The organism is Kitasatospora sp. NPDC091335, from assembly GCF_044757205.1.
Classification (GTDB): domain Bacteria; phylum Actinomycetota; class Actinomycetes; order Streptomycetales; family Streptomycetaceae; genus Kitasatospora.
The window spans coordinates 51,007-69,897 of the sequence record NZ_JBIVUM010000018.1; the positions used below are offsets into that span (position 1 = coordinate 51,007).

The following is an 18,891-nucleotide window of genomic DNA, read 5'->3' on the forward strand; positions in this document are numbered from 1 at the left end:
GGATTGTTGTACCGCAACCATCGGGTGATCACCTACTGCCGCGCACCGCCGAGTTGCTGCTCGAAGCGCCGCAGCTCGGCCACCGGGTAGTCCCACATCCGGCGCTGGTGGGCCGGAGCGTGGCCGGGGACGCGCGCCGAGACGGCCCTCGCCTCCGCCAGCAGCGCCTCCCGCGCCTCGGGCAGACGGGCCGGCCGCGGCCCCTCGGCCGCCTCCCGCAGCACGAACGCCAGCTTGTACGCGTAGGCGTCCGGGCTGACCGTGAACAGCGCCCGGTACACCCACAGGCCCTCCTCGCCGTGCAGGATCCGCTCGTTGTGGCTCAGCAGCCGCACCCGCGCCCTGAGCACCAGGTCCTCGTGCACGCCCATGGTCCGTCCCCCTTCGTCGTCCGTGTGGTTCCTCCCGCCCGCCGCCCCTCGCGGTGCGCGGGCAGCACGCCGCGCACGCCGGCCGCCCGGGGCAGGGCGGCCGGCGCGGGGCGCTCGGTGGGATGCGCACGAGTCTGCGGGCCCGCGCCGGTGCGCGGCAAGGCGGAAGAAGGGTGTGCTGTGTCCTACCGAAACCTTGCCTGAGCTGGCAGGATTGGGCTCGGCACCCTCCCGGCGGGGGCCGCCGGGGCCGGGACACTAGCCTGGTGGGCATGTTCGTTCCGGAGCTGACGTACACCGCCGACCTGGAGTCGGTCGACGCCGTGCTGCCGCGGCACATCGCGTGGCTGGAGGAGCACTACGCGGCGGGCACCTTCCTCGCCTCGGGGCGCAAGGTGCCGCGCGACGGCGGGGTGATCCTCGCGGCGGGCACGGACCGTGCCTCGATCGAGGCACTGGTGGCCACCGACCCGTTCACCGAGGCCGGGCTGGCGCGCTACCGGGTGACGGAGTTCGTCGCCACCACCACCGCCCCCGCGCTCGCGGCGTACCGTCAGCAGCCGCCCGCGTCGGCCTGAGGGGGCCCCGGGGCCGGGACCGAACGCCCCGGGGGCAGCCGCGACGCCGCTTCACCGGGCCGGACCGCGTCCTGCGCTCCGCATCCGCTGCGGAGCCTCGCCGGCGGAGTCTCAGTGGCGGAGCCTCGCCCCGGACGCGTTGAGCGGGAAGCCGGTCCGGTCGGCAGGGCCGTCCCGCGGGCTTCCCGCTCCACCACCCGCCGCTACCGCGCGAGTTCCCGGCGCACCGTCGCGACGACAGCGGGGTCCAGGTGCCCCACGCCCCGGGCGAGGAGCCAGCGTTCCAGTGCCCGCCCGGGGTCCCGCAGGCGGCGCGGCGTCCCGTCCGGGCCGCGCAGGGTCACCACCCCGCCGGAGACGACGGTCCCGGCGCCGGTGCCGTGCGGGCCGGCCAGGACCCGCAGTCCCCGGTAGCCGAGCCCGACGTCCGGCGGCCCGCTCGCGGGCGCCGGCGTCAGCGCCCCGATCCGGCGCGCCAGCTCGTCGGCCGTGGCGGGTTCCAGGGGGAAGCGAGGGTTGGGCCGCCCGCTGTAGAGGTCCACCTCGACGACGGTCCGGGGCCCCCGGGCGCTCGTCAGTTGATCCTCTGCCGCTGGCTGTTGCAGCCGTAGAAGTAGCCGCAGAAGATCGTGTAGGGCCCGCGGTCGGCGGTCTCCGGGTCGTAGATCACGTTCCCGCTGTTGTCGTAGTTGCGAGCCGCCGTCCCGCCCGGCTTGTGGCCCCAGAAGCCCTCCTTCTGCCTCCGGTACCAGTGGTAGTCGCCGCCGCCGGGGATGACGACCAGGGCGACCAGGGGACGCGGCGCCTCGTTGTCGGGGAAACAGTCGAACCGGTGGTGCATGCCGTCGCAGAGCGCCGCGCGGGTCACCTCCTCACAGGTGATCTGCGTGTACATGCTGCCGCAGCCGCGGCCGGGCTGCGCGAAGGTGTTCGTGCGCCAGTTGCTGGCGTAGTTGTAGCAGTTGTTGTTGTCCAGGACGTTCGGGTCGTTGTTCCAGAACCCGGGGTTGAACGCCCCGACCTCGATCGTGCAGGTGACCGTGGGGTTCTCCGCCTGGCCGCCGCCCGCCGGCCCGACCCGGTCCTTCAGGGAGGCCCGGCCGCTGCTCGCCAGCTGTTCGAGCAGGAACTCCCGGAACGACGCGTCGACCGGTGGCGTGGGCCCGGCGAGGGCGGCCGGGGCCTGGCCCCAGTCCGCGAGGGTGACCAGCCGCTCGGCGACCTCGGCGGAGCGCCCGGCGGGGGCCTGGGCCCCCGCCGGGAGGTACAGACGGGACTCCACGCCGAAGTCGTGCGCGAGTTCGTCGTCGAAGGTCTCCAGCCAGAACCCCCGCAGGCCCAGGGGGCCCGCGGGCGGGTCGGAGGGCCGGGGGCCCGAGAACAGTGCCCGGTCCCGCGTCAGCTCCCGCAGGGCTGTGCGCGCCCGTGCCGCGTCGGTGATGTCCGCGACGGGGTTGGGCCGGCCGGAATAGACGTCTGCGGTGATTCTCAGCATGTGCCCGGTCTCCTTGGACGAGAAGTGGCTTGGGGGCGGGCGCCGACGGGCCGGTCCGCCACCGGACGCGCCCGACCTGACGCGGGGCCGGGGCGGCGACGGGACGGCGGGCGCGGCCCGGCCAGGTGCGGCTCGTTTCTACACGTCCCACCGCGGCCCGGAACCCCGCCGCGCGGTGACACCGCCGGATGTCGTCCCAGCGGTTCAATTCCACAGGGACGCGCACCCGGTGGGGCCGGGTGCGCGGGGCGGCGACCGGGGAGGCCGGGCACACCTGCCCGAAGGAACCCGCCCCGCGCTCGCGGCGCACCGTCGGCAGCCGCCCGCCCGAAGCCCGCCCGAAGCCCGCCCGAAGCGGACCTGAAGCCTGTCTGAAGCGGACCTCAAGCCCGCCTCAAACCTGCCTGAAGCCCGCCGTCCCCGTCGTCGCTGCCGCCCCGGACCGCCCGCGCGGTTCGGGGCACGGTCGCGTTCTGGCTACGATCGGTGAGCGCGGGACGGGGACGTGCCGCGTAGTTACCGACTTTCGGCGGGAGAAGACGGATGGCACACGCACGGGCCGGGCAGCCGGCGCAGCCCGGTGACCTGGTGGACGTGGCGAGGCTGGTGACGGCGTACTACGCGCTGAACCCGGACCCGCAGGAGCCCGGGCAGCGGGTGGCGTTCGGGACCTCGGGACACCGGGGCTCGTCGCTGGACGCTGCCTTCAACGAGGACCACATCGCCGCGACCACGCAGGCGATCTGCGAGTACCGCGCCGAACAGGGCGTCGCCGGACCGGTGTTCCTGGGCGCCGACACCCACGCCCTCTCGGAGCCGGCCAAGGTCACCGCCCTGGAGGTGCTGGCCGCCAACGGCGTCCACGTCCTGATCGACGACGCCGACGGCTACACCCCCACCCCGGCGGTCTCCCACGCGATCCTCGCCCACAACCGGCGCAGCCCCCGCGCCCTCGCGGACGGCATCGTGATCACCCCCTCGCACAACCCGCCGCGCGACGGCGGCTTCAAGTACAACCCGCCCAGCGGCGGCCCGGCCGGATCCCAGGCCACCAGCCGGATCCAGGACCGCGCCAACGAACTGATCCGCGAGGGCATGCGCGGCGTCAGGAAGGTCCCGTACGCGCGGGCCCTGGCCGCCGCCACCACCGGACGCCACGACTACCTCGGCAGCTACGTCGAGGACCTGCCCTCCGTCCTGGACCTGGACGCGGTGCGCGCCGCCGGGCTGCGCATCGGCGCCGACCCGCTGGGCGGCGCCTCGGTGGACTACTGGGCGCGCATCGCCGAGACCCACCGCCTGGACCTGACCGTCGTCAACCCGGTGACCGACCCGACCTGGCGGTTCATGACGCTGGACTGGGACGGCAGGATCCGCATGGACTGCTCCTCCCCGGCCGCGATGGCCTCCCTCATCGGCCGCAAGGACCAGTACGCCATCGCCACCGGCAACGACGCCGACGCCGACCGGCACGGCATCGTCACCCCCGACGGCGGCCTGATGAACCCCAACCACTACCTGGCGGTGGCCGTCGACTACCTCTACCGCCACCGCGCCGACTGGCCCGGCGACGCCGGCGTCGGCAAGACCCTGGTCTCCTCCTCGATGCTCGACCGCGTCGCCGCCGACCTCGGCCGCGCCCTGGTGGAGGTCCCGGTCGGCTTCAAGTGGTTCGTCGACGGCCTGCTGGAGGGCTCCATCGGCTTCGGCGGCGAGGAGAGCGCCGGCGCCTCCTTCCTGCGCCGCGACGGCGGCGTGTGGACCACCGACAAGGACGGCATCCTGCTGGCCCTGCTGGCCGCCGAGATCACCGCCGTCACCGGCACCACCCCCAGCACCCGCTACCGCGAGCTGACCGGGCGCCACGGCGCCCCCTCCTACGCCCGCGTCGACGCCCCCGCCGACCGCGAGCAGAAGGCCCGCCTGGCCCGGCTCTCCCCGGAACGGGTCGGCGCCGGCGAGATCGCCGGGGAGAAGATCACCGCCGTCCTCGCCAACGCCCCCGGCAACGGCGCCGCGATCGGCGGCATCAAGGTCTGCACCGAGAACGCCTGGTTCGCCGCCCGCCCCTCGGGCACCGAGGACGTCTACAAGATCTACGCCGAGTCCTTCCACGGCGACGACCACCTCGCCCGGGTCCAGGACGAGGCCCGTGCCCTGGTCGGCGAGGTCCTGCGGGGCTGAACCCCCGCGCGGGTGCCCCGGACCGGCTCACCGCCGGCCCGGGGCACCCGCGCCGTTCCCGGGCCCGCTCCCTCACACCCGGGCGGGCCGCGCCGCGGCCTCCCCGGCCCGCGCCGGGCGCCCGTCGCGGGTGCTCGCCGCCGCCACCGCGCACGCCACCAGCGCCAGCACCGCCGCCACGAACGGGAACCACCGCCCGCCCAGCACCGAGATCGCCGCCGACCCCGCCACACCCCCCGCCGCCGTCCCCAGGTACAGCGCACTGCTGTTCAGCGAGATCAGCAGCGGCGCGCTCCCCGGATCGATCGACGCCAGCCGGTGCGGCAGCGCCACCGACACCGCCCACCCCGCCAGCGGCACCACCAGCGCGTACCCCAGCGCCCCCGGCATGCTGCGCCCCAGCCACGGCAGCGCGGCGAACGCGCCCGCGGCCACCGCCGAGCCGGTCAGCAGCACTCGGCGCACCCCGACGCGGTCCACCAGGCGCCCGCCCAGCCAGCTGCCGGCCACCGACATCACGCCGCTGGTGAGCAGGATCAGGCTCAGCCGGTCGGAGTCGCCGCCGGTGGCGCCGGCCACGGCGGTGGACAGGTAGATGTAGACGCTCTGGAAGGCGAGGAAGAACACCAGCGTGGTGGCCGCGGCGCCCAGCACCCGGCGCTGCCCCAGCGGCGCCAGCCGGGCCTTCAGGGCGGGGGCGGCGGTGGGGGCGGGCAGGTCGCGCAGCAGCAGCGCCAGGCCGGCCAGCGCGGCCAGGCCCAGGGCGGTGACCAGCCACATCGTCATCCGCCAGTCGGTGCGCCCCACCCAGGTGCCCAGCGGCACCCCGAGGGCGGTGGCCACCGTCATCCCGCCGAGCACCGTCGCCAGCGCCCGGCCGCGCCGCTCGGGGGCGACCAGGGTGGTGGCCACCGCGTTGGCGGTCGGCGTGTAGAGGGCGGCGCCGACCGCGGCGAGCACCCGGGTGGCCAGCAGCAGCCCGTAGCTGGGGGCCAGCGCGCTGAGCGCGTTGGCGGCGCTGAACACGGCGAGCGCGATCAGCAGCAGGCGCCGGCGCGGCCAGCGGGCGGTGAGCGTGGCCAGCACCAGGGCCAGCAGCGCGTAGCCGAGCGCGAAGACGGTGACCAGCTGGCCGGCGGCCGGCACCGACACGTCCAGGTCGGCGGCGATCGGGCCGAGGATGCCGGCGAAGACCATCGAGTCGGTGCCCATGGCGAAGGTGCCGAGGGCGAGCAGGAGCAGAGGTACGGGCACGGGAGGGCCCCCCGGGGCGCATGGGACGGATCGGCGGACGGACCGCCCGGCGGACTGTCGGGCGGACTGTTGGATAGGCATGCAACAGTTTGACGCTCGTCAAACACTCGGGGATGGGTGGATGATTGTCAAACCATCCGTTCACCCCCGGCGGTCCGAGGAGCAGTGCCATGAGCGACGACGAGCGGCTTCCCCAGCCCGCCACCGCCGACATCGACCTCGTCACGGTCCTGCACGCCCTCGGCGACCCCGTACGGATGACCCTGCTGCTCAGCTACGCCGACGACGCCGAACACTCCTGCGCCCCCCGCGACCTGGGCCTGGACCACCTCCACAAGTCGACCGTCTCCCACCACATGCGGGTGCTGCGCGAGGCCGGCGTCACCACCACCCGCGTCGCCGGCCGCAACCGCTTCGTCAGCCTGCGCCGCACCGATCTCGACGCCCGTTTCCCCGGGCTGCTCGACGCGCTCCTGGACGCCCCGGCAGCTCCCTCGCGGTAAGGGCCGGCCGGGTCCTCGGGCGGGCTTCGCCCCGGCTGCCGCCACGGGCGTAGGCCCGTGGTCGCAGGGCGCCGCGGGCCTCCTGCCGCGGGCGGACGCGCGGGGCGGCGGCGCGTCGGCACAGTGGGCGGGTGACCGGATCCCAGCCCAGCCGCCCGTCCGACCCCCTGCCCGACTCCCCGTCCGACCCCCCGTCCGGCTCGCTGCCCGGCCGCCTGTCGGGCAGCCCGTCCGGCTCGCTGCCCGGCCGTCGGCCCGGCCGTCGCGGTGTCCTCGGGGCGCTCGCCCTGGGTGCCGCCGCCGTCGCCTCCGCCGCCGTCGCCTCCGGTGCCGGGCCCGTCCGCGCCGACGGCGTGCCGGGGCCCCGCCTGAGCCTGCCCGCGCCCACCGGCCCCCACCCCGTCGGCGCCGCCCACCTGTACCTGAGCGATCCCGCCCGCACCGACGCCTGGGCCCCCACGCCGCGCCCGCGCGAGCTGCGCGCCCGTCTCTGGTACCCGGCGGCCCCCGGCGCCCGTGGCCCGTACGCGCCGTGGATGAGCCCGGCCGAGACCGCCCACCTGCAAGCCGCCTACTTCGCCGTCCCCGGTGCCCGCCTCGCCTGGCCCGCCACCCACGCCCGCCCCTGCGCGCCGGTGGACCGCGGCCGTCGCCACCCCGTGGTCCTCGCCTCCCACGGCTCCGGCGCCGACAGCTCCTTCAACACCGTCCTCGCCGAGGAACTCGCCTCCCACGGCCACGTCGTCGCCGCCGTCGACCACACCTTCGATGCCGGTGAGGTCGAATTCCCCGGCCACCGCCTCGAAGTGCGCGACAAGGCCCGGGTCCAGGCCATGACCGACGCCGGGATCGTCGCCTACCGCGCCGCCGACGTGCGCCTCCTGCTCGACCGCCTGGAACGCGGTCCGCTGCCCGCCGGCCTCGACACCGCCCTCGACCTCGACGCCGTCGGCATGTTCGGCCACTCCATGGGGGGCGCCACCACCGTCCAGGCCCTGCGCGACGACCCGCGCATCCGCGCCGGAGCCGTCCTGGACGGCCCCCTGTTCGGTACCGCCGCCACCGCCGGCCTGGACCGCCCCCTGCTGCTGATGGCCTCCGCCTGGGACAGCCCGGCCCGCGACGCGATGTGGGACGCCCTGTGGCCCCGCCTGACCGGCTGGCGCCGCCGCCTGACCCTCACCCGCTCGGGCCACCTCTCCTACTGCGACCTCCAACTCCTCGTCCCCCAGGGCCAGTCCGTCTTCGCCTGGCCCGCCGACCGGCTGGAGCACTTCCTGGGCACCGGCGACCCCCGCCGCGCCGTCGACGCCCAACGCGCCTTCCTCACCGCCTACTTCGGTCTCCACCTGCGCGGCATCCCGGCCCCCCTGCTGGACGCGCCCACACCCCGCTGGCCGGAGATCCGCTTCGACGCCTGAACCCGCCGCGCCGGCCTCCCGCGCGCCGGCCACCTGCTACCCGGCGGTATACGGGTTGACGATGGTGTGGTGCCGGTGGGCGGTCTCCAGGACCTCCTGCGGGAACCGGGGCCCGGCGATGTAGTGGCGGCCCTTGGTCTGCCCCACCGCTGTCAGCAGTTCCGCCTTGGTCAGGGCCTGCAGGTCCCGCGTCGCCTGCTGGGTGTTGATCGCTTCGGCCTTCTCGTAGCGCGAGCGGCGCACCCTGCCCACCATGGCCACTTCGTGCAGAGCGGTCGTCTGCCGCTCGGTGATCCCGTGCCGGCCGGCCGCCTCGATGAGCTGGGTCCAGCAGTCGTTGGAGCGGTCGACGCGGCGCTGGACCCGCTGCGTCTGCTGGTGGTACGCGAGGAGATTGAACTTGATCCACGGCAGGGTGTCCCGCTGGGGTGACCAGACGGGACCGCCGACCTCGCGCAGCACCTTGTAGTACTCCCAGGTGTTGCCGGGCATCCCCAGCCACTCCTCGATCGAGGAGAACTCGGGGGCGAGGACTCCGCCCCGGGCGATCAGGAGGGTCTGCAAGGAGCGGGACATCCGGCCGTTGCCGTCCGACCAGGGGTGGATCTTCACCAGGTTGAGGTGGGCCATCGCGGCCCGTACGAGGACGTGGCTGTCGAGGTCGCCCTCGTTGAGCCAGTCGACGAGCTCGCTCGTCAGGCCGGGCAGCAGTTCGTGGTCCGGTCCCTCGTAGTCCGTGGCGAGATCATCACCGGGGGCGGTGATCCGGATGGCCGTCCTGCGCCACTGTCCGGCGGTCCTGAGCGGGTGGTGGTGGCCCTGGAGCATCCAGTGCAGGGCGTTGAGGAGTTCCTTGCTGTGGCGGAAGTCGGCGGCGTCGTGGAGGGACTGGATGTAGGTCATGGCCTGCTGGTAGGCCAGGGTCTCCTTCTTGTTCTCGTCGCTGGCCTCGACCTCGCGCTCGCCGTCCATCAGGTCGGCGACGTCCCTCGCGTCGACCCGGTAGCCCTCGATGGTGTTCGAGGCGGCGATGGCGCTGGCCGTCAGGGCCTTGCGCAGGTCGGACGTCCACTTCGTCGGGGCCTGCTGCACGGCGTGGCGCAGCTGGTCGCGCATGGAGTCGACCTGCTCCAGGACCTGGTGGTCGACGGAGTCGAGGCGGGGAGTCTGATACAGCATGAATCAATGATACCCATCTCCTATCATTCAATCCAGGCTGCCACCGGCCGGTGGCCGGCCGCGCGGAGGCCGTCGCATGCCCGTGCGCGGCGGAGCGGGAGGCCCGTGGCGACGGGCCTCCCGCTCCCGGATCCGTCCCGGAGACGGGGGATCAGTACGGCACGGGCCGGTTCTCGCGGACCCACAGCCGCTCGGCCTCGCTGCCGGACGGGGGCGGGGCGATGCCGTCCGTCATCCACAGGTCCTGGGGCGTCTCGTCGATGTGGAACTCGCAGTACAGGCCGCGCCCGGTGGTGTGGGGCGCGAGGAGGGCGGCGAGCGCCTCACGGGTGTGGCGGCGGGCCTGCGGGTCCGCGTTGTGGCGGGCGATGTGCTCGACCGTGACGCGCACCGCGGTGCCGGTGGGCTCGCCGCCGACGTGGAAGGAGTCGGCGGCGACCTCGTGGAAGAGGGTCATGACGTAGAACTCCGGCAGCCCGACGCGGGTGTAGAACCCGGTGATGTCGCCGGAGAGCCGGCGTTTCTGCTCGGGGGTGTAGGCGCCGGGAGGGTGGTAGACGTGCCACAGCGGCATGGGATGCGCTCCTGGGTGTCGGTGTTTCGCGGGTGCGGCGCGGTGCGGCGCCGTTCGGGGTGCGGCGGTCAGCGGCCGATGCGTACGGCCAGGCCCTCCACGGGCCCGGACAGGGCGGCCTTGAGGGCCCGGGTGGCGTCGTCGACGAGCACCTCGCTGTCGCCGCGCGCGAGGGCGTCCAGGACGGCCCGCGCGACCTCGGCCGGCGGGATCTTCTCGACCGGGACGGCCGCGACCATCTCGGTGTCCGCGAAGCCCAGGTGCACGCCGAGGACCTGGGTGCGCTGGGCGGCGAGCTCCAGGCGCAGCGAGTTGGTCAGCGACCACAGCGCGGCCTTGGACGCCCCGTAGGCCCCGGAGCCCGAACCCCAGGACAGCAGCGAGTGGATGTCCACCAGCGCGCCGCCGCCGCGCGCGGCCAGCACCGGCGCGAACGCCCGGGCGATGCGCAGCGGGCCGAGGACGTTGGTCTCGAAGGTGGCCCGGATCCCGTCCAGGTCGCCGGTCAGCAGCGGTGCCGGGTACAGGACGCCGGCGTTGTTGAAGACGATGTCGACGTCGCCGGCGAGGGCGGCCGCGGCGGCCACCGAGGCGTCGTCGGTGACGTCCAGGGCGAGGACCTCCACCCGCGGGTCCCGGCCGGCGCCGGGGGAGGGGGTGCGGGCGGTGGCGTAGACCTTCGCCGCGCCGCGGGCCAGCAGTTCCCCGACGAACGCCCGGCCCAGGCCGCGCAGGCCTCCGGTCACCAGGACGGTGGAGCCTTCGATCACGGTCATGTGCGTCTCCTCGCTCTCCGGGCGGCGCCGGCCGTTGCCTGGCGGGCGCCGCAGCATTTAGATTATTATCATCATCTAAACCGGATGGGAAAGTAGGCACACCACACCGGCACACCACACCGCCGACCGCCGGAGGAAAGGAGCCACGGCATGCCCCGCGTGTCACGCGCCGAGGCCGAACGCAGCCGCAGCCGCGTCATCGACCACACCGCCCGCCTGATCCGGGAGAAGGGCACCGGCCAGGTCAGCGTCCCCGAGGCGATGGCCGCCGCCGGCCTCACCCACGGCGGCTTCTACCGCCACTTCGCCTCCAAGGACGACCTCCTCGCCCAGGCCCTCGCCGCCGCCTTCACCGAACGCCGCGAAGCCATGGAACAACTCGCCGGCCAGCCCCCCGCCGGACACACCCCCCGCGACGAGTTCCTCGACCGCTACCTCTCCCCGCTCCACCGCGACCACCCCGGCCACGGCTGCGCCGCCGCCGCCCTGGCCGCCGACGCCGCCCGCACCGAACCCGGCTCCCCCCTGCGCACCGCCTACACCACCGGACTGCGCGAACTCCTCGACGCCCTCGCCGCCCTGCCCGACGGCGCCGCCCTGCCCGACGGTGCCCTGCCCGACGGCGCCGCCCTGCCCGACGGTCCCGCCCTGCCCGACGGCGCCGCCCGCCAGGACACCCTCGCCGACCTGTCCACCATGGTCGGCGCACTGCTCCTCGCCCGCGCCAGCGACGACGACACCCTGTCCGCGGAACTCCTGACCGCCGCCCGCCACCGCCTGACCGCCGCCCGCGCGGACAACGGCCGGGCACCCGCCTAGCGCCGTACGGAACCGGGAACGGAAGGACCCCCCACATACCGACCGGGCCGCCCCCGGAGCCCTCAAGGCCGTCGCCGCGGTCGCCGGCCCCCGGGTCAGGCGCGCCGTCGCGAAGAACCTCGACGTCCTGAAAGACCTCCTCGAAACCCGCTGACCCCCTGCACTCCCGACATTCAACGTCGGGGAACGGCACCTCGGGTCTCGACCGCCGACCCGAATTCCGATCACCGGATCGACGTACTACCGGCGGGCCGGGGCCGACCGCCACAACATCCACGTCGACACCGCGAGCGGCGCGAAGGAGTCCCGCCCGGAGCCCGACCCGGTGCCGCAGTTCCTCCCGCCCGGCGACGCACCGAAGATCACCGGGCTCGACCGGCACTCCCGCTCCGCCCTCCACCGTGGGCCGGCCCCCGCCCCGCGTGAGAAGTCGGCCCGGCCGACTTCTCACGCGGGGTGTCTCGCCGCCCGGGGCTCCCGGGCCGTGAGGGCTGCCGCCGCGCGCCGGAAGTCGGCCGGGCCGACTTCTCGTGCGCGGGGGCGTTCGCCGGGGTCTGGGCGCCGGGCTTGCTCCCGTACGGGCCGGGCGCCGTCGGCGGGGGCGGGCGTGGCCGGGAAAGCGGACCGCCCGGTGGCCGGCTCGACGGAGCGGGCGACCGGGCGGTCCGGGGGCGTGCGGTCAGACGGTGACCCGTTCGGCGCGCTGCGCCGGGACGTCGGCGGGGGTGTTCTCCCGGGGCGTGGGGAGCACGGCCATGATCACGGCGGAGATCACGATGGTCGCCGCCCAGGCCAGCCCGTACCGGCCGACGGGGGTGTCGGAGAACGGGCCGGCGAACCAGTCGCACTTGGTGAAGGCGAGCCCGGTCAGCAGCGCGAGCACCCAGGAGACCATCGCCTGCCAGCAGAAGCCGCCCTTGTACCAGTACCGGCTGTTCCTGCTGGTGTCCATCAGCGCGGCGGCGTCGTAGCGCACCGCGCGCGAGCGGCGCCGGAACATGTCCACCGCGTAGACGCCGATCCAGGCCGAGAAGGAGACGGCGAGCAGGATCAGGAAGGTGATGAAGGAGCCCAGGAAGCTCTTGGCGACCAGCATCAGCAGCAGGCCGCCGACCAGCGAGATCACGGCGTTGATGCTGACGGCCATGGCGCGCGGCAGCTTCACGCCCATGGTCTGCGCGGTGAAGCCGGCCGAGTACATGGAGAGGCTGTTGATCAGCAGCATGCCCACGATCGCGGTCAGCAGGTAGGGCACGGCCAGCCAGGTCGGCAGCAGGTCACCGAGGAAGGAGACCGGGTCCGCGGCCTGCGCCAGGCCGGGGGAGGCCACCGCCATCACGGCGCCCATCAGCACCATCGGCACCATCACCAGGCCGGCACCGGAGACCGTCACGCCGACGATCTTCCGGCCGGAGGCGGCGTGCGGCAGGTAGCGGGCGAAGTCCGGGCCGGTGGGGACCCAGCTGATGCCGCCGGCGGCGATGGTCCCGATGCCGGCGATCATCATCGCGGTGGTGCCCGCGGGCTTGGAGAAGACCTCGCTCCAGTGCATGGTCGCGACCAGGTAGCCCAGCACCAGGACGCTGAAGACACCGAACAGGTACGTCGACCAGGTGTTGCAGACGTTCAGCGCCTTCCGTCCGAGGCCGGAGACCAGGAAGGTGCAGGCGACGAAGGCGAACAGCGTGATGACGATCAGCGCGGTGTTGCTCCTGACGCCGAAGAGCAGGTCGAGGACGGTCAGCACCGCGTAGGCGCCGGTGACGGCGTTGATCGTCTCCCAGCCGAACCGGGCGACCCACAGGATCGCGCCGGGGAAGAGGTTGCCGCGCACGCCGAAGGTGGCCCGGGAGAGCGTGGCACCCGGGGCCCCGCCCCACTTCCCGGAGACCGACAGCACGCCGACCATGCCGAAGGAGGCGAGTGCGGCGCACGCGGCGACGATCAGGACCTGCCAGAAGTTCAGCTGGTTGAACACCACCAGGGCCGCGCCCATGGTGAGGAGCAGGACGCTGATGTTCGCGGCGACCCAGGTCGGGAAGAGCTCGCGGACTCTGCCCCGGCGTTCGTGGTCCGGGACGGGTTCGATACCGCGGGTCTCTATCGCGCCGCCGGTTTCGGCGGTGGACGGGTTGTCCATGAGGGTGGCTCCGTGCGTGTGAAGCGGAGATAAAACGGGCAAATAGAACATTTATGGAACTCTTCGCGCGTAGCGCGGGGATTGAGTCATCCTACTTTGCCCGCTTCGCCTTCCGGCCTGGGCCGGAGCCCTCCGGAGGCGGGGCAAGCGCGAGGCGTGTCAGGGACGGGACAGGCCGGTTGTGCGGGAGGCGGGCCTCCCGCACAACCGGTGCCGCGGGACCGGGAGCGGCGCTCCGGTCAGGCGGGGGCGCCGAACAGGGCGCGGGAGGCGTCGGTCAGGCCGGTGACGGTGACCGGGGTGCGGGCGTGCTCGGCCCAGGCCTCGGGGGTCAGGCGCAGGCGCTCGGAGACGACCACCCGCCCGTCCAGGACGTCGCGGTCGATGCCGTCGCCGCGGTAGCCGAGCCGGCGGGAGACGGCCAGGGAGGCGTGGTTGTCGGCGAAGGAGAGCGAGGTCGCCGACTGGGTGCCGAGCTCGGCGAAGGCCAGGTGGAGCATCGCGGCGCGCATCTCGGTGCCCAGCCCCCTGCCCTGGTGCTCCAGGCCGAGCCAGGAACCGGAGACGATCTCGCGCCGCACGCCGAACTCCTTGGCGCGCATGTCCTGGATGCCCACCGGGCGCCCCCCGTGGAAGACGACCAGGTTCAGCGCCCAGTCCCGCGGGCTCCAGCGGCCCAGCCGCAGCCAGTGCGACTGCGCCACGTGCCGGGCCCGTTCGGCGGGCGGCAGCTCGCCCCACGGCGTCAGGAACGGGCGGTCCCGGGGCAGGTGGACGCCGCGCGCGGCGACGCCGGCCACCTCGGCGAGTTCGTCCTCGGTGGGCAGGCGCAGTTCCAGGCGGGGCGAGGTCACGCGCAGCCCGTACAGGGGCCAGTGGTCGGCGATCATCGGGCCAGTGTGCCCAGCGGGCGGGGCGGCGTGCACCGCCATTTCGGGGGCGCGCGCCGCAGGGGAGGCGCCGGGCGGATCGGGCGCGGTCCTCCTCCGGGGCGGCGAGGGCGGTCGCGCAGCAGGTGGCCGGTGTCGCGGCGTGCCCGTCCGCGCGTTGTCGAAGAAGCCCTTCCGGCGATTCCAAACATGCGCAGCGGTGTTCAAATCGCCGGTTCCTGTTCCTATTCTCCGGTCATGGCTAACGGCGTGTTCCACACCGTGTACGGCATCGAGATCGACCTGACCCTGCCCGACCTCGGCGACCCGGACCGTCCCGGTCTGCTGGAAGAGATCACCACCCCGATCGAGCGGCGCGAGCGCGAACTCCTGGAGTGCCTGGACCACCGTTCCGGCTCCTGCCGGGCCGAGGAGCACGGCCGGTCCCCGTGGATGACGATCCGTCGCCGCACGGCCGGCGGACGCACCGGGTGGGTGGCCGCCCACCTGCCGGTGCGTCACACCCCCACGCCCGAGGAGAGCGCGAAGCACGAGGCGATGAAGGAGCGGATCGCGCGGGTCGCCGAGCGGCACGGTCTGCGCGCGGAGGTCGAGGCGCGCGCGACCGACGGGCGGGTGCGCACCGACGTCCTCGTCACCGGCGACCACGGCCGGCGGATCGGCTGGGAGGCCCAGTACGCCCCGATCAGCGCCGACACCGTCCGCCGCCGCTCCCGGGCGGCCGCCGAGCAGGGGATCGTCCCGCTGTGGGTGACCGACACCGACCGGTCCCCGGTCATCGGGCGGGCACCGTGGGCCAGGGTCGACGGCTTCGGCTGGAAGGAGATCGCCTCCCCGCTCGCCATGATGGTGCGTGCCGGGGTGCGCCACCTCCAGCAGTGGAAGTGCCTGCCGAGCAGCGAGCGGACCTGCCCGGACAACGGCGGCTCCTGCGGCCGGTTCCACGCCGGGTGGTTCCTGCCCGCGCTGTGCCTGCCGGCCGAGCCGCCCACCGAGGTCGACCGGCTCGTCGTCGCCAGCGCGGACGGCGAGTTCGTGCCGATGCGCATCCCCGGCCGGCGCGACCCGCGGGCCGTCTCCCGGATGTGGGTACCCGCCGCCGACCGGGACCGCTGGCACGACATGTTCGGCCCCACCGGCGACGAGAACCCCCCGCCCGGGCCCGTGGCCGGGGGCGCCTGCACCCGCCGGGGACCCGACGCGTCCTGCCGCTACGGGGAGGAGACCCTCACCTTCGACGACCACCGCCCCCGGCGCGGCAACCCCGCCGGCACCGGCCTGCGCACCTTCGACGAGGTGCCCGCGCGGCTGTTCAGGGTGCCGCCGCAGGGCCGCGGGCTCGACGTCACCGCCGCCCAGCGCGGCACCGCGGCCCTCGCGCACGGCTGCGAGCCCTGGCAGATCGGCCCGTGCGCCCGCTGCGGATCGCCGATCCACCGCTACGGCGGCCGCGGCGTCCACGCCTGCGCGGCGTGCCGGGCGAGGGTCGCCCGGCGGTGAGGCCCGCGGCCGGGCAACCCGCGCCGGTGGGGCCCGGGACCGGTGGTGCCCGTCCGGGCACCCCGCGCTGACGTTTCACCAGGCCACGCCCTGTGGTACGTTCTGCGTCGCCGAGTGCGACCGCGACGAACCGCGGCCACGGACCGAGGAGGTGAGACCGATCAACGCAGTGACAGGTCGGGGCTCCCTCCCGTACGGAGGCTAGGGAGCGCCCGCGGACGGCAATCCCGAAAGGCGTGAACACGCCATGCAGTTCACCTCCCGTACGTCCACCGACGGCGTCACCGAGCAGCTCTTCATCCTCCCCGGCGTTTCCGGAACCGACGGTGCCGACGGCGGCGTCCCCGGCATCCCCGGCGTCCTGTGGACCCCCGAGGGCGACACCGGCCCGCGCCCGCTGATCCTCGTCGGCCACGGCGGCGGCCAACACAAGAAGGCCCCCGGTGTCCTGGCCCGCGCCCACCGCTTCGCCCGCGAGGGCGGCTACGCGGTCGCCGCCCTCGACGCCCCCGGCCACGGGGACCGCCCGCGCAGCCCGCAACTCGCCGCCGCCGTCGGCGAGTTGCGCACCCGCATGCGGAGCGGCGGGGACGTCAGCGCCGCCGTCGCCGCCCTGCACGAACTGCTCGCCGGCCAGAGCGTGCCCGAGTGGCGCACCGCCCTGGACGCGCTGCACCGGCTCCCGGACGTCGGCGAGTGCCCTACCGGCTACTGGGGCGTCTCGCTCGGCTGCGGCCTCGGCGTGCCCTTCGTCGCCGCCGAACCGCGGGTGCGCGCCGCCGTCCTCGGCCTCAACGGCGCCGAGACCTCCGCCGAGGCCGCCGCCCGGATCACCGTCCCGGTGGAGTTCCTGGTGCAGTGGGACGACGAACGCGTCCCGCGCGAAGCCGCCCTGGCCCTGTTCGACACCCTCGGCTCCCCGGACAAGACCCTGCACGCCAACCCCGGCGGCCACGGCGACATCCCCGCCTTCGAACTCGACAGCGCCCTGCGCTTCTTCGCCCGCCACCTGGGCGGCTGACGGCTGACGGCCGCGGGCCCTGGCGTCCCGCTCCCGGGCGCAGGGCCCGCGGCAGGCTCGGAGCCGGCCGCGCTGGGCGGCCCGCACCCCGGCCTGGAAGCGGCCGGCGGCGCCCAACCGGTCCATCAGGTCGGCCATCTGGCGCTTGACGGTGCGGGCACAGACGCCGGGCTTGCGGCCCGCCGCCTCGTCGGTGTGGCCGGCCGCGGCCAGCTCCAGCAGGGTGCGTTCGGCCGCGGTGAGGCCCTGCCCGTCCACCGGGACACAGGCTCCGAACGGGTCTGCCACGGACCAGAGTCGGTCGAACAGGGCGCAGGCGACGGACAGCATGCCGGGGCTGTCCACCTCCAGGGCGCCGCGGCGCGGGTCGGCCGGGTCCGGCGGGAGGACGAAGCAGGGTGGCGAGCGCCTTCGGCACCTTCCGGGACCTGTGACGCGGCCGGAGCACCGGGCTGCCCGGCGCCGCGCGCGGTGGTGGTCAGGGCAGCCGGACGGCTTCGAGCCCGGCGTCGTCCAGCAGTGCTTCGATCAGGGCCGGGGGCCCGGCGACCTTGGTGGCCCACAGGTCGTAGTCGGTGCCCAGGAGCCAGGAGCGGTCCTCGGCCCAGAGGTTGGACGGGCTGAAGTGGGTCCGCGGGTTGTCGTACAGGACACCGGCGTCGCCGAGGCGGCCCGTGCGGACGTGGGCGTTGTGGTAGTCGGCGTCCGCTCCGAGCGTCAGCGGGCTGTAGTAGGCCAGGCAGCGGGTGTCCGGGCCGGCCGGGCTGTGGGCGGCGAGGACGGCGGTCAGCCGGTTCCAGCTCTCGCGGTCCAGGCTGCCCTCGGTGGGCGGGAGGATGCCGAGCGGCAAGCTGCCCCGCTTCCTGACGGAGGGGAAGCAGGCGCGGGACGGCAGCAGCCCGTCGGGCACGGCCGGGTCGCCGGTGCGTCCGGCGAGTTCCGCCCAGCGCAGCCGCCGCCAGCCGGCGCCGGGGTGCCCGGCGCGGCCCAGGTCGCCGCCCGTGACGACGCCCGCCGTGTCGAAGTCGACGCCCGGCGCGACGAGTTGGGGCTCGGCGCTCCCGTCGGCCAGGCGTGCCTGGCGCTCCTCGTGGTGGGAGAGCGCGGTCGGCCCCCGCTCGTGCTCGTACATGGCGTTGAGCACCCAGGCCGCGTCGGGCATCGCGGGCGGCATGAACCCGGTCAGGCCGTCGCCGCACAGCTCCGGCAGCCAGCCGGCTGCGGTGGGCGGGGCGGGCGGCCACAGGTCCGCGAGCGGGTCCGGTTCCTCGGTCATGCGTTCCATGATCGCAGTGCCCGGCCGCGTCGGCGGGGCGGGCGCCCGGTGGTGGGGGCCGTCAGTGGCCGGCCCCGGGGCGGTCGAGGGCGGCGACCTCGCGTACGGCGTCGGCGACGGCGCGGAAGTCCTTCCTCAGGATCGCGTCGTGGTTGCTGGCGACCTTCGCGCCGACCTCGACGTACGGGTTGCGCTCGGCCAGCGCCGGCAGGCTCGCGCGGATGACCTCCTGCTCGTCGCCGCGGCTGCCCAGCGACGTTCCCGAGGCGACCACGTACCGGGTCGGGACGGTGAGGGCGTCCAGGACCGGGCCCAGTTCGCGGGCGACCAGGCCGAGTTCGACGTTGCAGTCGGCCATCTGCCCGGGGGTCATCCGCGGGGTCAGGCCGGTGGGGCGCAGCAGTGCCATGACCGGGCCCCACAGTCGGAACTGGCGGCGGATGCGCCGTTCCAGGTCGTCGGTGAGCCAGTCGTAGGGCTGGGCGCCCTCGACGAGGACGGTGCCGACGGTGCGGCCGGGGTGGCGGGAGGCCCGGTGCGCGGCGACGAACGCGCCGTAGGACCAGCCGACGAGCAGCGCCCGGTCTACGCCGCGGGCGGCGAGGACGGCGTCGACGTCCCGGACGGCGGCTTCGAAGGAGTAGTCCGCGGAGCGCTTCGACCTGCGGCCGCGGGCCCGCTCGTCGTAGGTGATGTGCCGCCACCGGGGGCCGAGTTCGGCGATGACCCGGCGCCAGTAGCCCTGGGTGGCGAACTGGCCGTTGAGGTAGAGCACGGGCAGGCCGGGGCCGCCGGTGTCGGTGGCGGCCAGGGCGGTGTCGTCGACCGGCACCATGCCGGTCCAGGCGGTCGGGTGGGTCGGGGGTGGGGCGGTGTTCGTCATGTCGTCCCCCTGGAGGGTGTCGGGCCC

Annotated in this window: 18 protein-coding genes; 7 read left to right on the forward strand and 11 right to left on the reverse strand. The window is 74.8% G+C overall.

The annotated features are described in order from the left end of the window. Window positions 1-32 precede the first annotated feature (32 nt). Entirely contained in the window at window positions 33-371 is a 339-nt protein-coding gene (locus ACIQOW_RS30870) for a hypothetical protein (RefSeq protein WP_401090466.1), read from the reverse strand. A gap of 272 nt (window positions 372-643) precedes the next feature. On the opposite strand from ACIQOW_RS30870, the gene ACIQOW_RS30875 reads away from it, so the two are divergent. Next, the gene (locus ACIQOW_RS30875) at window positions 644-949 is read left to right on the forward strand and encodes a YciI family protein (RefSeq protein ID WP_401090468.1); all 306 of its coding nucleotides are present in this window, start codon (window positions 644-646) and stop codon (window positions 947-949) included. A 203-nt stretch (window positions 950-1,152) separates the two neighbouring features. Here ACIQOW_RS30875 and ACIQOW_RS30880 read toward each other — a convergent pair whose 3' ends face one another. Together ACIQOW_RS30880 and ACIQOW_RS30885 are read right to left on the reverse strand one after the other, a co-directional pair. Beyond that, complete coding sequence (locus ACIQOW_RS30880; protein WP_401090470.1) at window positions 1,153-1,491, reverse strand: hypothetical protein; 339 nt, start codon at window positions 1,489-1,491, stop codon at window positions 1,153-1,155. A 32-nt stretch (window positions 1,492-1,523) separates the two neighbouring features. Next, entirely contained in the window at window positions 1,524-2,444 is a 921-nt protein-coding gene (locus ACIQOW_RS30885; protein ID WP_401090471.1) for a hypothetical protein, read from the reverse strand. 543 nt (window positions 2,445-2,987) lie between these two features. Between ACIQOW_RS30885 and pgm the strand changes: the two genes are divergently transcribed. Beyond that, the gene (pgm, locus tag ACIQOW_RS30890) at window positions 2,988-4,628 is read left to right on the forward strand and encodes a phosphoglucomutase (alpha-D-glucose-1,6-bisphosphate-dependent) (RefSeq protein ID WP_401090473.1); all 1,641 of its coding nucleotides are present in this window, start codon (window positions 2,988-2,990) and stop codon (window positions 4,626-4,628) included. A gap of 72 nt (window positions 4,629-4,700) precedes the next feature. On the opposite strand, the gene ACIQOW_RS30895 is transcribed toward pgm, so the two are convergent. Continuing rightward, the gene (locus ACIQOW_RS30895) at window positions 4,701-5,882 is read right to left on the reverse strand and encodes an MFS transporter (protein WP_401090475.1); all 1,182 of its coding nucleotides are present in this window, start codon (window positions 5,880-5,882) and stop codon (window positions 4,701-4,703) included. Between the two features lie 170 nt (window positions 5,883-6,052). Here ACIQOW_RS30895 and ACIQOW_RS30900 point away from each other — a divergent pair, with 170 nt between their 5' ends. Next, window positions 6,053-6,385, forward strand: coding sequence for an ArsR/SmtB family transcription factor (locus ACIQOW_RS30900; protein ID WP_401090477.1), 333 nt, complete (start codon window positions 6,053-6,055; stop codon window positions 6,383-6,385). 131 nt (window positions 6,386-6,516) lie between these two features. Beyond that, entirely contained in the window at window positions 6,517-7,806 is a 1,290-nt protein-coding gene (locus tag ACIQOW_RS30905) for an alpha/beta hydrolase family protein (protein ID WP_401090479.1), read from the forward strand. 36 nt (window positions 7,807-7,842) lie between these two features. Here ACIQOW_RS30905 and ACIQOW_RS30910 read toward each other — a convergent pair whose 3' ends face one another. From ACIQOW_RS30910 to ACIQOW_RS30920, 3 genes are all read right to left on the reverse strand, one after another. Continuing rightward, window positions 7,843-8,985, reverse strand: a complete 1,143-nt coding sequence (locus ACIQOW_RS30910) for a Fic family protein (protein WP_401090481.1) — start codon at window positions 8,983-8,985, stop codon at window positions 7,843-7,845. Between the two features lie 151 nt (window positions 8,986-9,136). Then, window positions 9,137-9,559: a tautomerase family protein gene (locus ACIQOW_RS30915; RefSeq protein WP_401090483.1), complete on the reverse strand. Its 423-nt coding sequence runs from the start codon at window positions 9,557-9,559 to the stop codon at window positions 9,137-9,139. A gap of 68 nt (window positions 9,560-9,627) precedes the next feature. Next, complete coding sequence (locus tag ACIQOW_RS30920; protein WP_401090485.1) at window positions 9,628-10,335, reverse strand: SDR family oxidoreductase; 708 nt, start codon at window positions 10,333-10,335, stop codon at window positions 9,628-9,630. Between the two features lie 150 nt (window positions 10,336-10,485). On the opposite strand from ACIQOW_RS30920, the gene ACIQOW_RS30925 reads away from it, so the two are divergent. Next, on the forward strand, window positions 10,486-11,154 hold the full coding sequence (locus tag ACIQOW_RS30925; RefSeq protein WP_401090487.1) for a TetR/AcrR family transcriptional regulator: 669 nt from the start codon (window positions 10,486-10,488) through the stop codon (window positions 11,152-11,154). A gap of 679 nt (window positions 11,155-11,833) precedes the next feature. Here ACIQOW_RS30925 and ACIQOW_RS30930 read toward each other — a convergent pair. Together ACIQOW_RS30930 and ACIQOW_RS30935 are read right to left on the reverse strand one after the other, a co-directional pair. Continuing rightward, the gene (locus tag ACIQOW_RS30930; protein ID WP_401090489.1) at window positions 11,834-13,294 is read right to left on the reverse strand and encodes a purine-cytosine permease family protein; all 1,461 of its coding nucleotides are present in this window, start codon (window positions 13,292-13,294) and stop codon (window positions 11,834-11,836) included. Between the two features lie 239 nt (window positions 13,295-13,533). Beyond that, window positions 13,534-14,184: a GNAT family N-acetyltransferase gene (locus ACIQOW_RS30935; RefSeq protein ID WP_401090491.1), complete on the reverse strand. Its 651-nt coding sequence runs from the start codon at window positions 14,182-14,184 to the stop codon at window positions 13,534-13,536. Window positions 14,185-14,421: 237 nt separating this feature from the next. Here ACIQOW_RS30935 and ACIQOW_RS30940 point away from each other — a divergent pair, with 237 nt between their 5' ends. Beyond that, window positions 14,422-15,684 carry a hypothetical protein gene (locus tag ACIQOW_RS30940; RefSeq protein ID WP_401090493.1) on the forward strand — a complete coding sequence of 421 codons (1,263 nt, stop codon included), beginning with the start codon at window positions 14,422-14,424 and terminating at the stop codon, window positions 15,682-15,684. A 247-nt stretch (window positions 15,685-15,931) separates the two neighbouring features. After that, window positions 15,932-16,705 (forward strand): dienelactone hydrolase family protein, encoded by a 774-nt coding sequence (locus ACIQOW_RS30945; RefSeq protein ID WP_401090495.1) that lies wholly within the window; start codon window positions 15,932-15,934, stop codon window positions 16,703-16,705. A 478-nt stretch (window positions 16,706-17,183) separates the two neighbouring features. Here the strand turns inward: ACIQOW_RS30945 and ACIQOW_RS30950 are convergent, their stop codons facing one another. After that, a complete protein-coding gene (locus ACIQOW_RS30950; RefSeq protein WP_401090497.1) occupies window positions 17,184-17,981 on the reverse strand; it encodes a hypothetical protein in 798 nt (265 codons plus the stop codon). 61 nt (window positions 17,982-18,042) lie between these two features. Further along, window positions 18,043-18,864 carry an alpha/beta fold hydrolase gene (locus tag ACIQOW_RS30955; protein ID WP_401090499.1) on the reverse strand — a complete coding sequence of 274 codons (822 nt, stop codon included), beginning with the start codon at window positions 18,862-18,864 and terminating at the stop codon, window positions 18,043-18,045. Window positions 18,865-18,891 lie beyond the last annotated feature (27 nt).

Excerpts from the sequence above, each read along its gene's own strand:
- ACIQOW_RS30920 (WP_401090485.1), bottom strand. The coding sequence starts at position 10,335 with ATGACCGTGATCGAAGGCTCCACCGTCCTGGTGACCGGAGGCCTGCGC.
- ACIQOW_RS30935 (WP_401090491.1), bottom strand. The coding sequence starts at position 14,184 with ATGATCGCCGACCACTGGCCCCTGTACGGGCTGCGCGTGACCTCGCCC.
- ACIQOW_RS30940 (WP_401090493.1), top strand. The coding sequence starts at position 14,422 with ATGGCTAACGGCGTGTTCCACACCGTGTACGGCATCGAGATCGACCTG.
- pgm (WP_401090473.1), top strand. The coding sequence starts at position 2,988 with ATGGCACACGCACGGGCCGGGCAGCCGGCGCAGCCCGGTGACCTGGTG.
- ACIQOW_RS30875 (WP_401090468.1), top strand. The coding sequence starts at position 644 with ATGTTCGTTCCGGAGCTGACGTACACCGCCGACCTGGAGTCGGTCGAC.
- ACIQOW_RS30910 (WP_401090481.1), bottom strand. The coding sequence starts at position 8,985 with ATGCTGTATCAGACTCCCCGCCTCGACTCCGTCGACCACCAGGTCCTG.
- ACIQOW_RS30915 (WP_401090483.1), bottom strand. The coding sequence starts at position 9,559 with ATGCCGCTGTGGCACGTCTACCACCCTCCCGGCGCCTACACCCCCGAG.
- ACIQOW_RS30870 (WP_401090466.1), bottom strand. The coding sequence starts at position 371 with ATGGGCGTGCACGAGGACCTGGTGCTCAGGGCGCGGGTGCGGCTGCTG.
- ACIQOW_RS30885 (WP_401090471.1), bottom strand. The coding sequence starts at position 2,444 with ATGCTGAGAATCACCGCAGACGTCTATTCCGGCCGGCCCAACCCCGTC.
- ACIQOW_RS30950 (WP_401090497.1), bottom strand. The coding sequence starts at position 17,981 with ATGACCGAGGAACCGGACCCGCTCGCGGACCTGTGGCCGCCCGCCCCG.
- ACIQOW_RS30955 (WP_401090499.1), bottom strand. The coding sequence starts at position 18,864 with ATGACGAACACCGCCCCACCCCCGACCCACCCGACCGCCTGGACCGGC.
- ACIQOW_RS30945 (WP_401090495.1), top strand. The coding sequence starts at position 15,932 with ATGCAGTTCACCTCCCGTACGTCCACCGACGGCGTCACCGAGCAGCTC.
- ACIQOW_RS30930 (WP_401090489.1), bottom strand. The coding sequence starts at position 13,294 with ATGGACAACCCGTCCACCGCCGAAACCGGCGGCGCGATAGAGACCCGC.
- ACIQOW_RS30925 (WP_401090487.1), top strand. The coding sequence starts at position 10,486 with ATGCCCCGCGTGTCACGCGCCGAGGCCGAACGCAGCCGCAGCCGCGTC.
- ACIQOW_RS30900 (WP_401090477.1), top strand. The coding sequence starts at position 6,053 with ATGAGCGACGACGAGCGGCTTCCCCAGCCCGCCACCGCCGACATCGAC.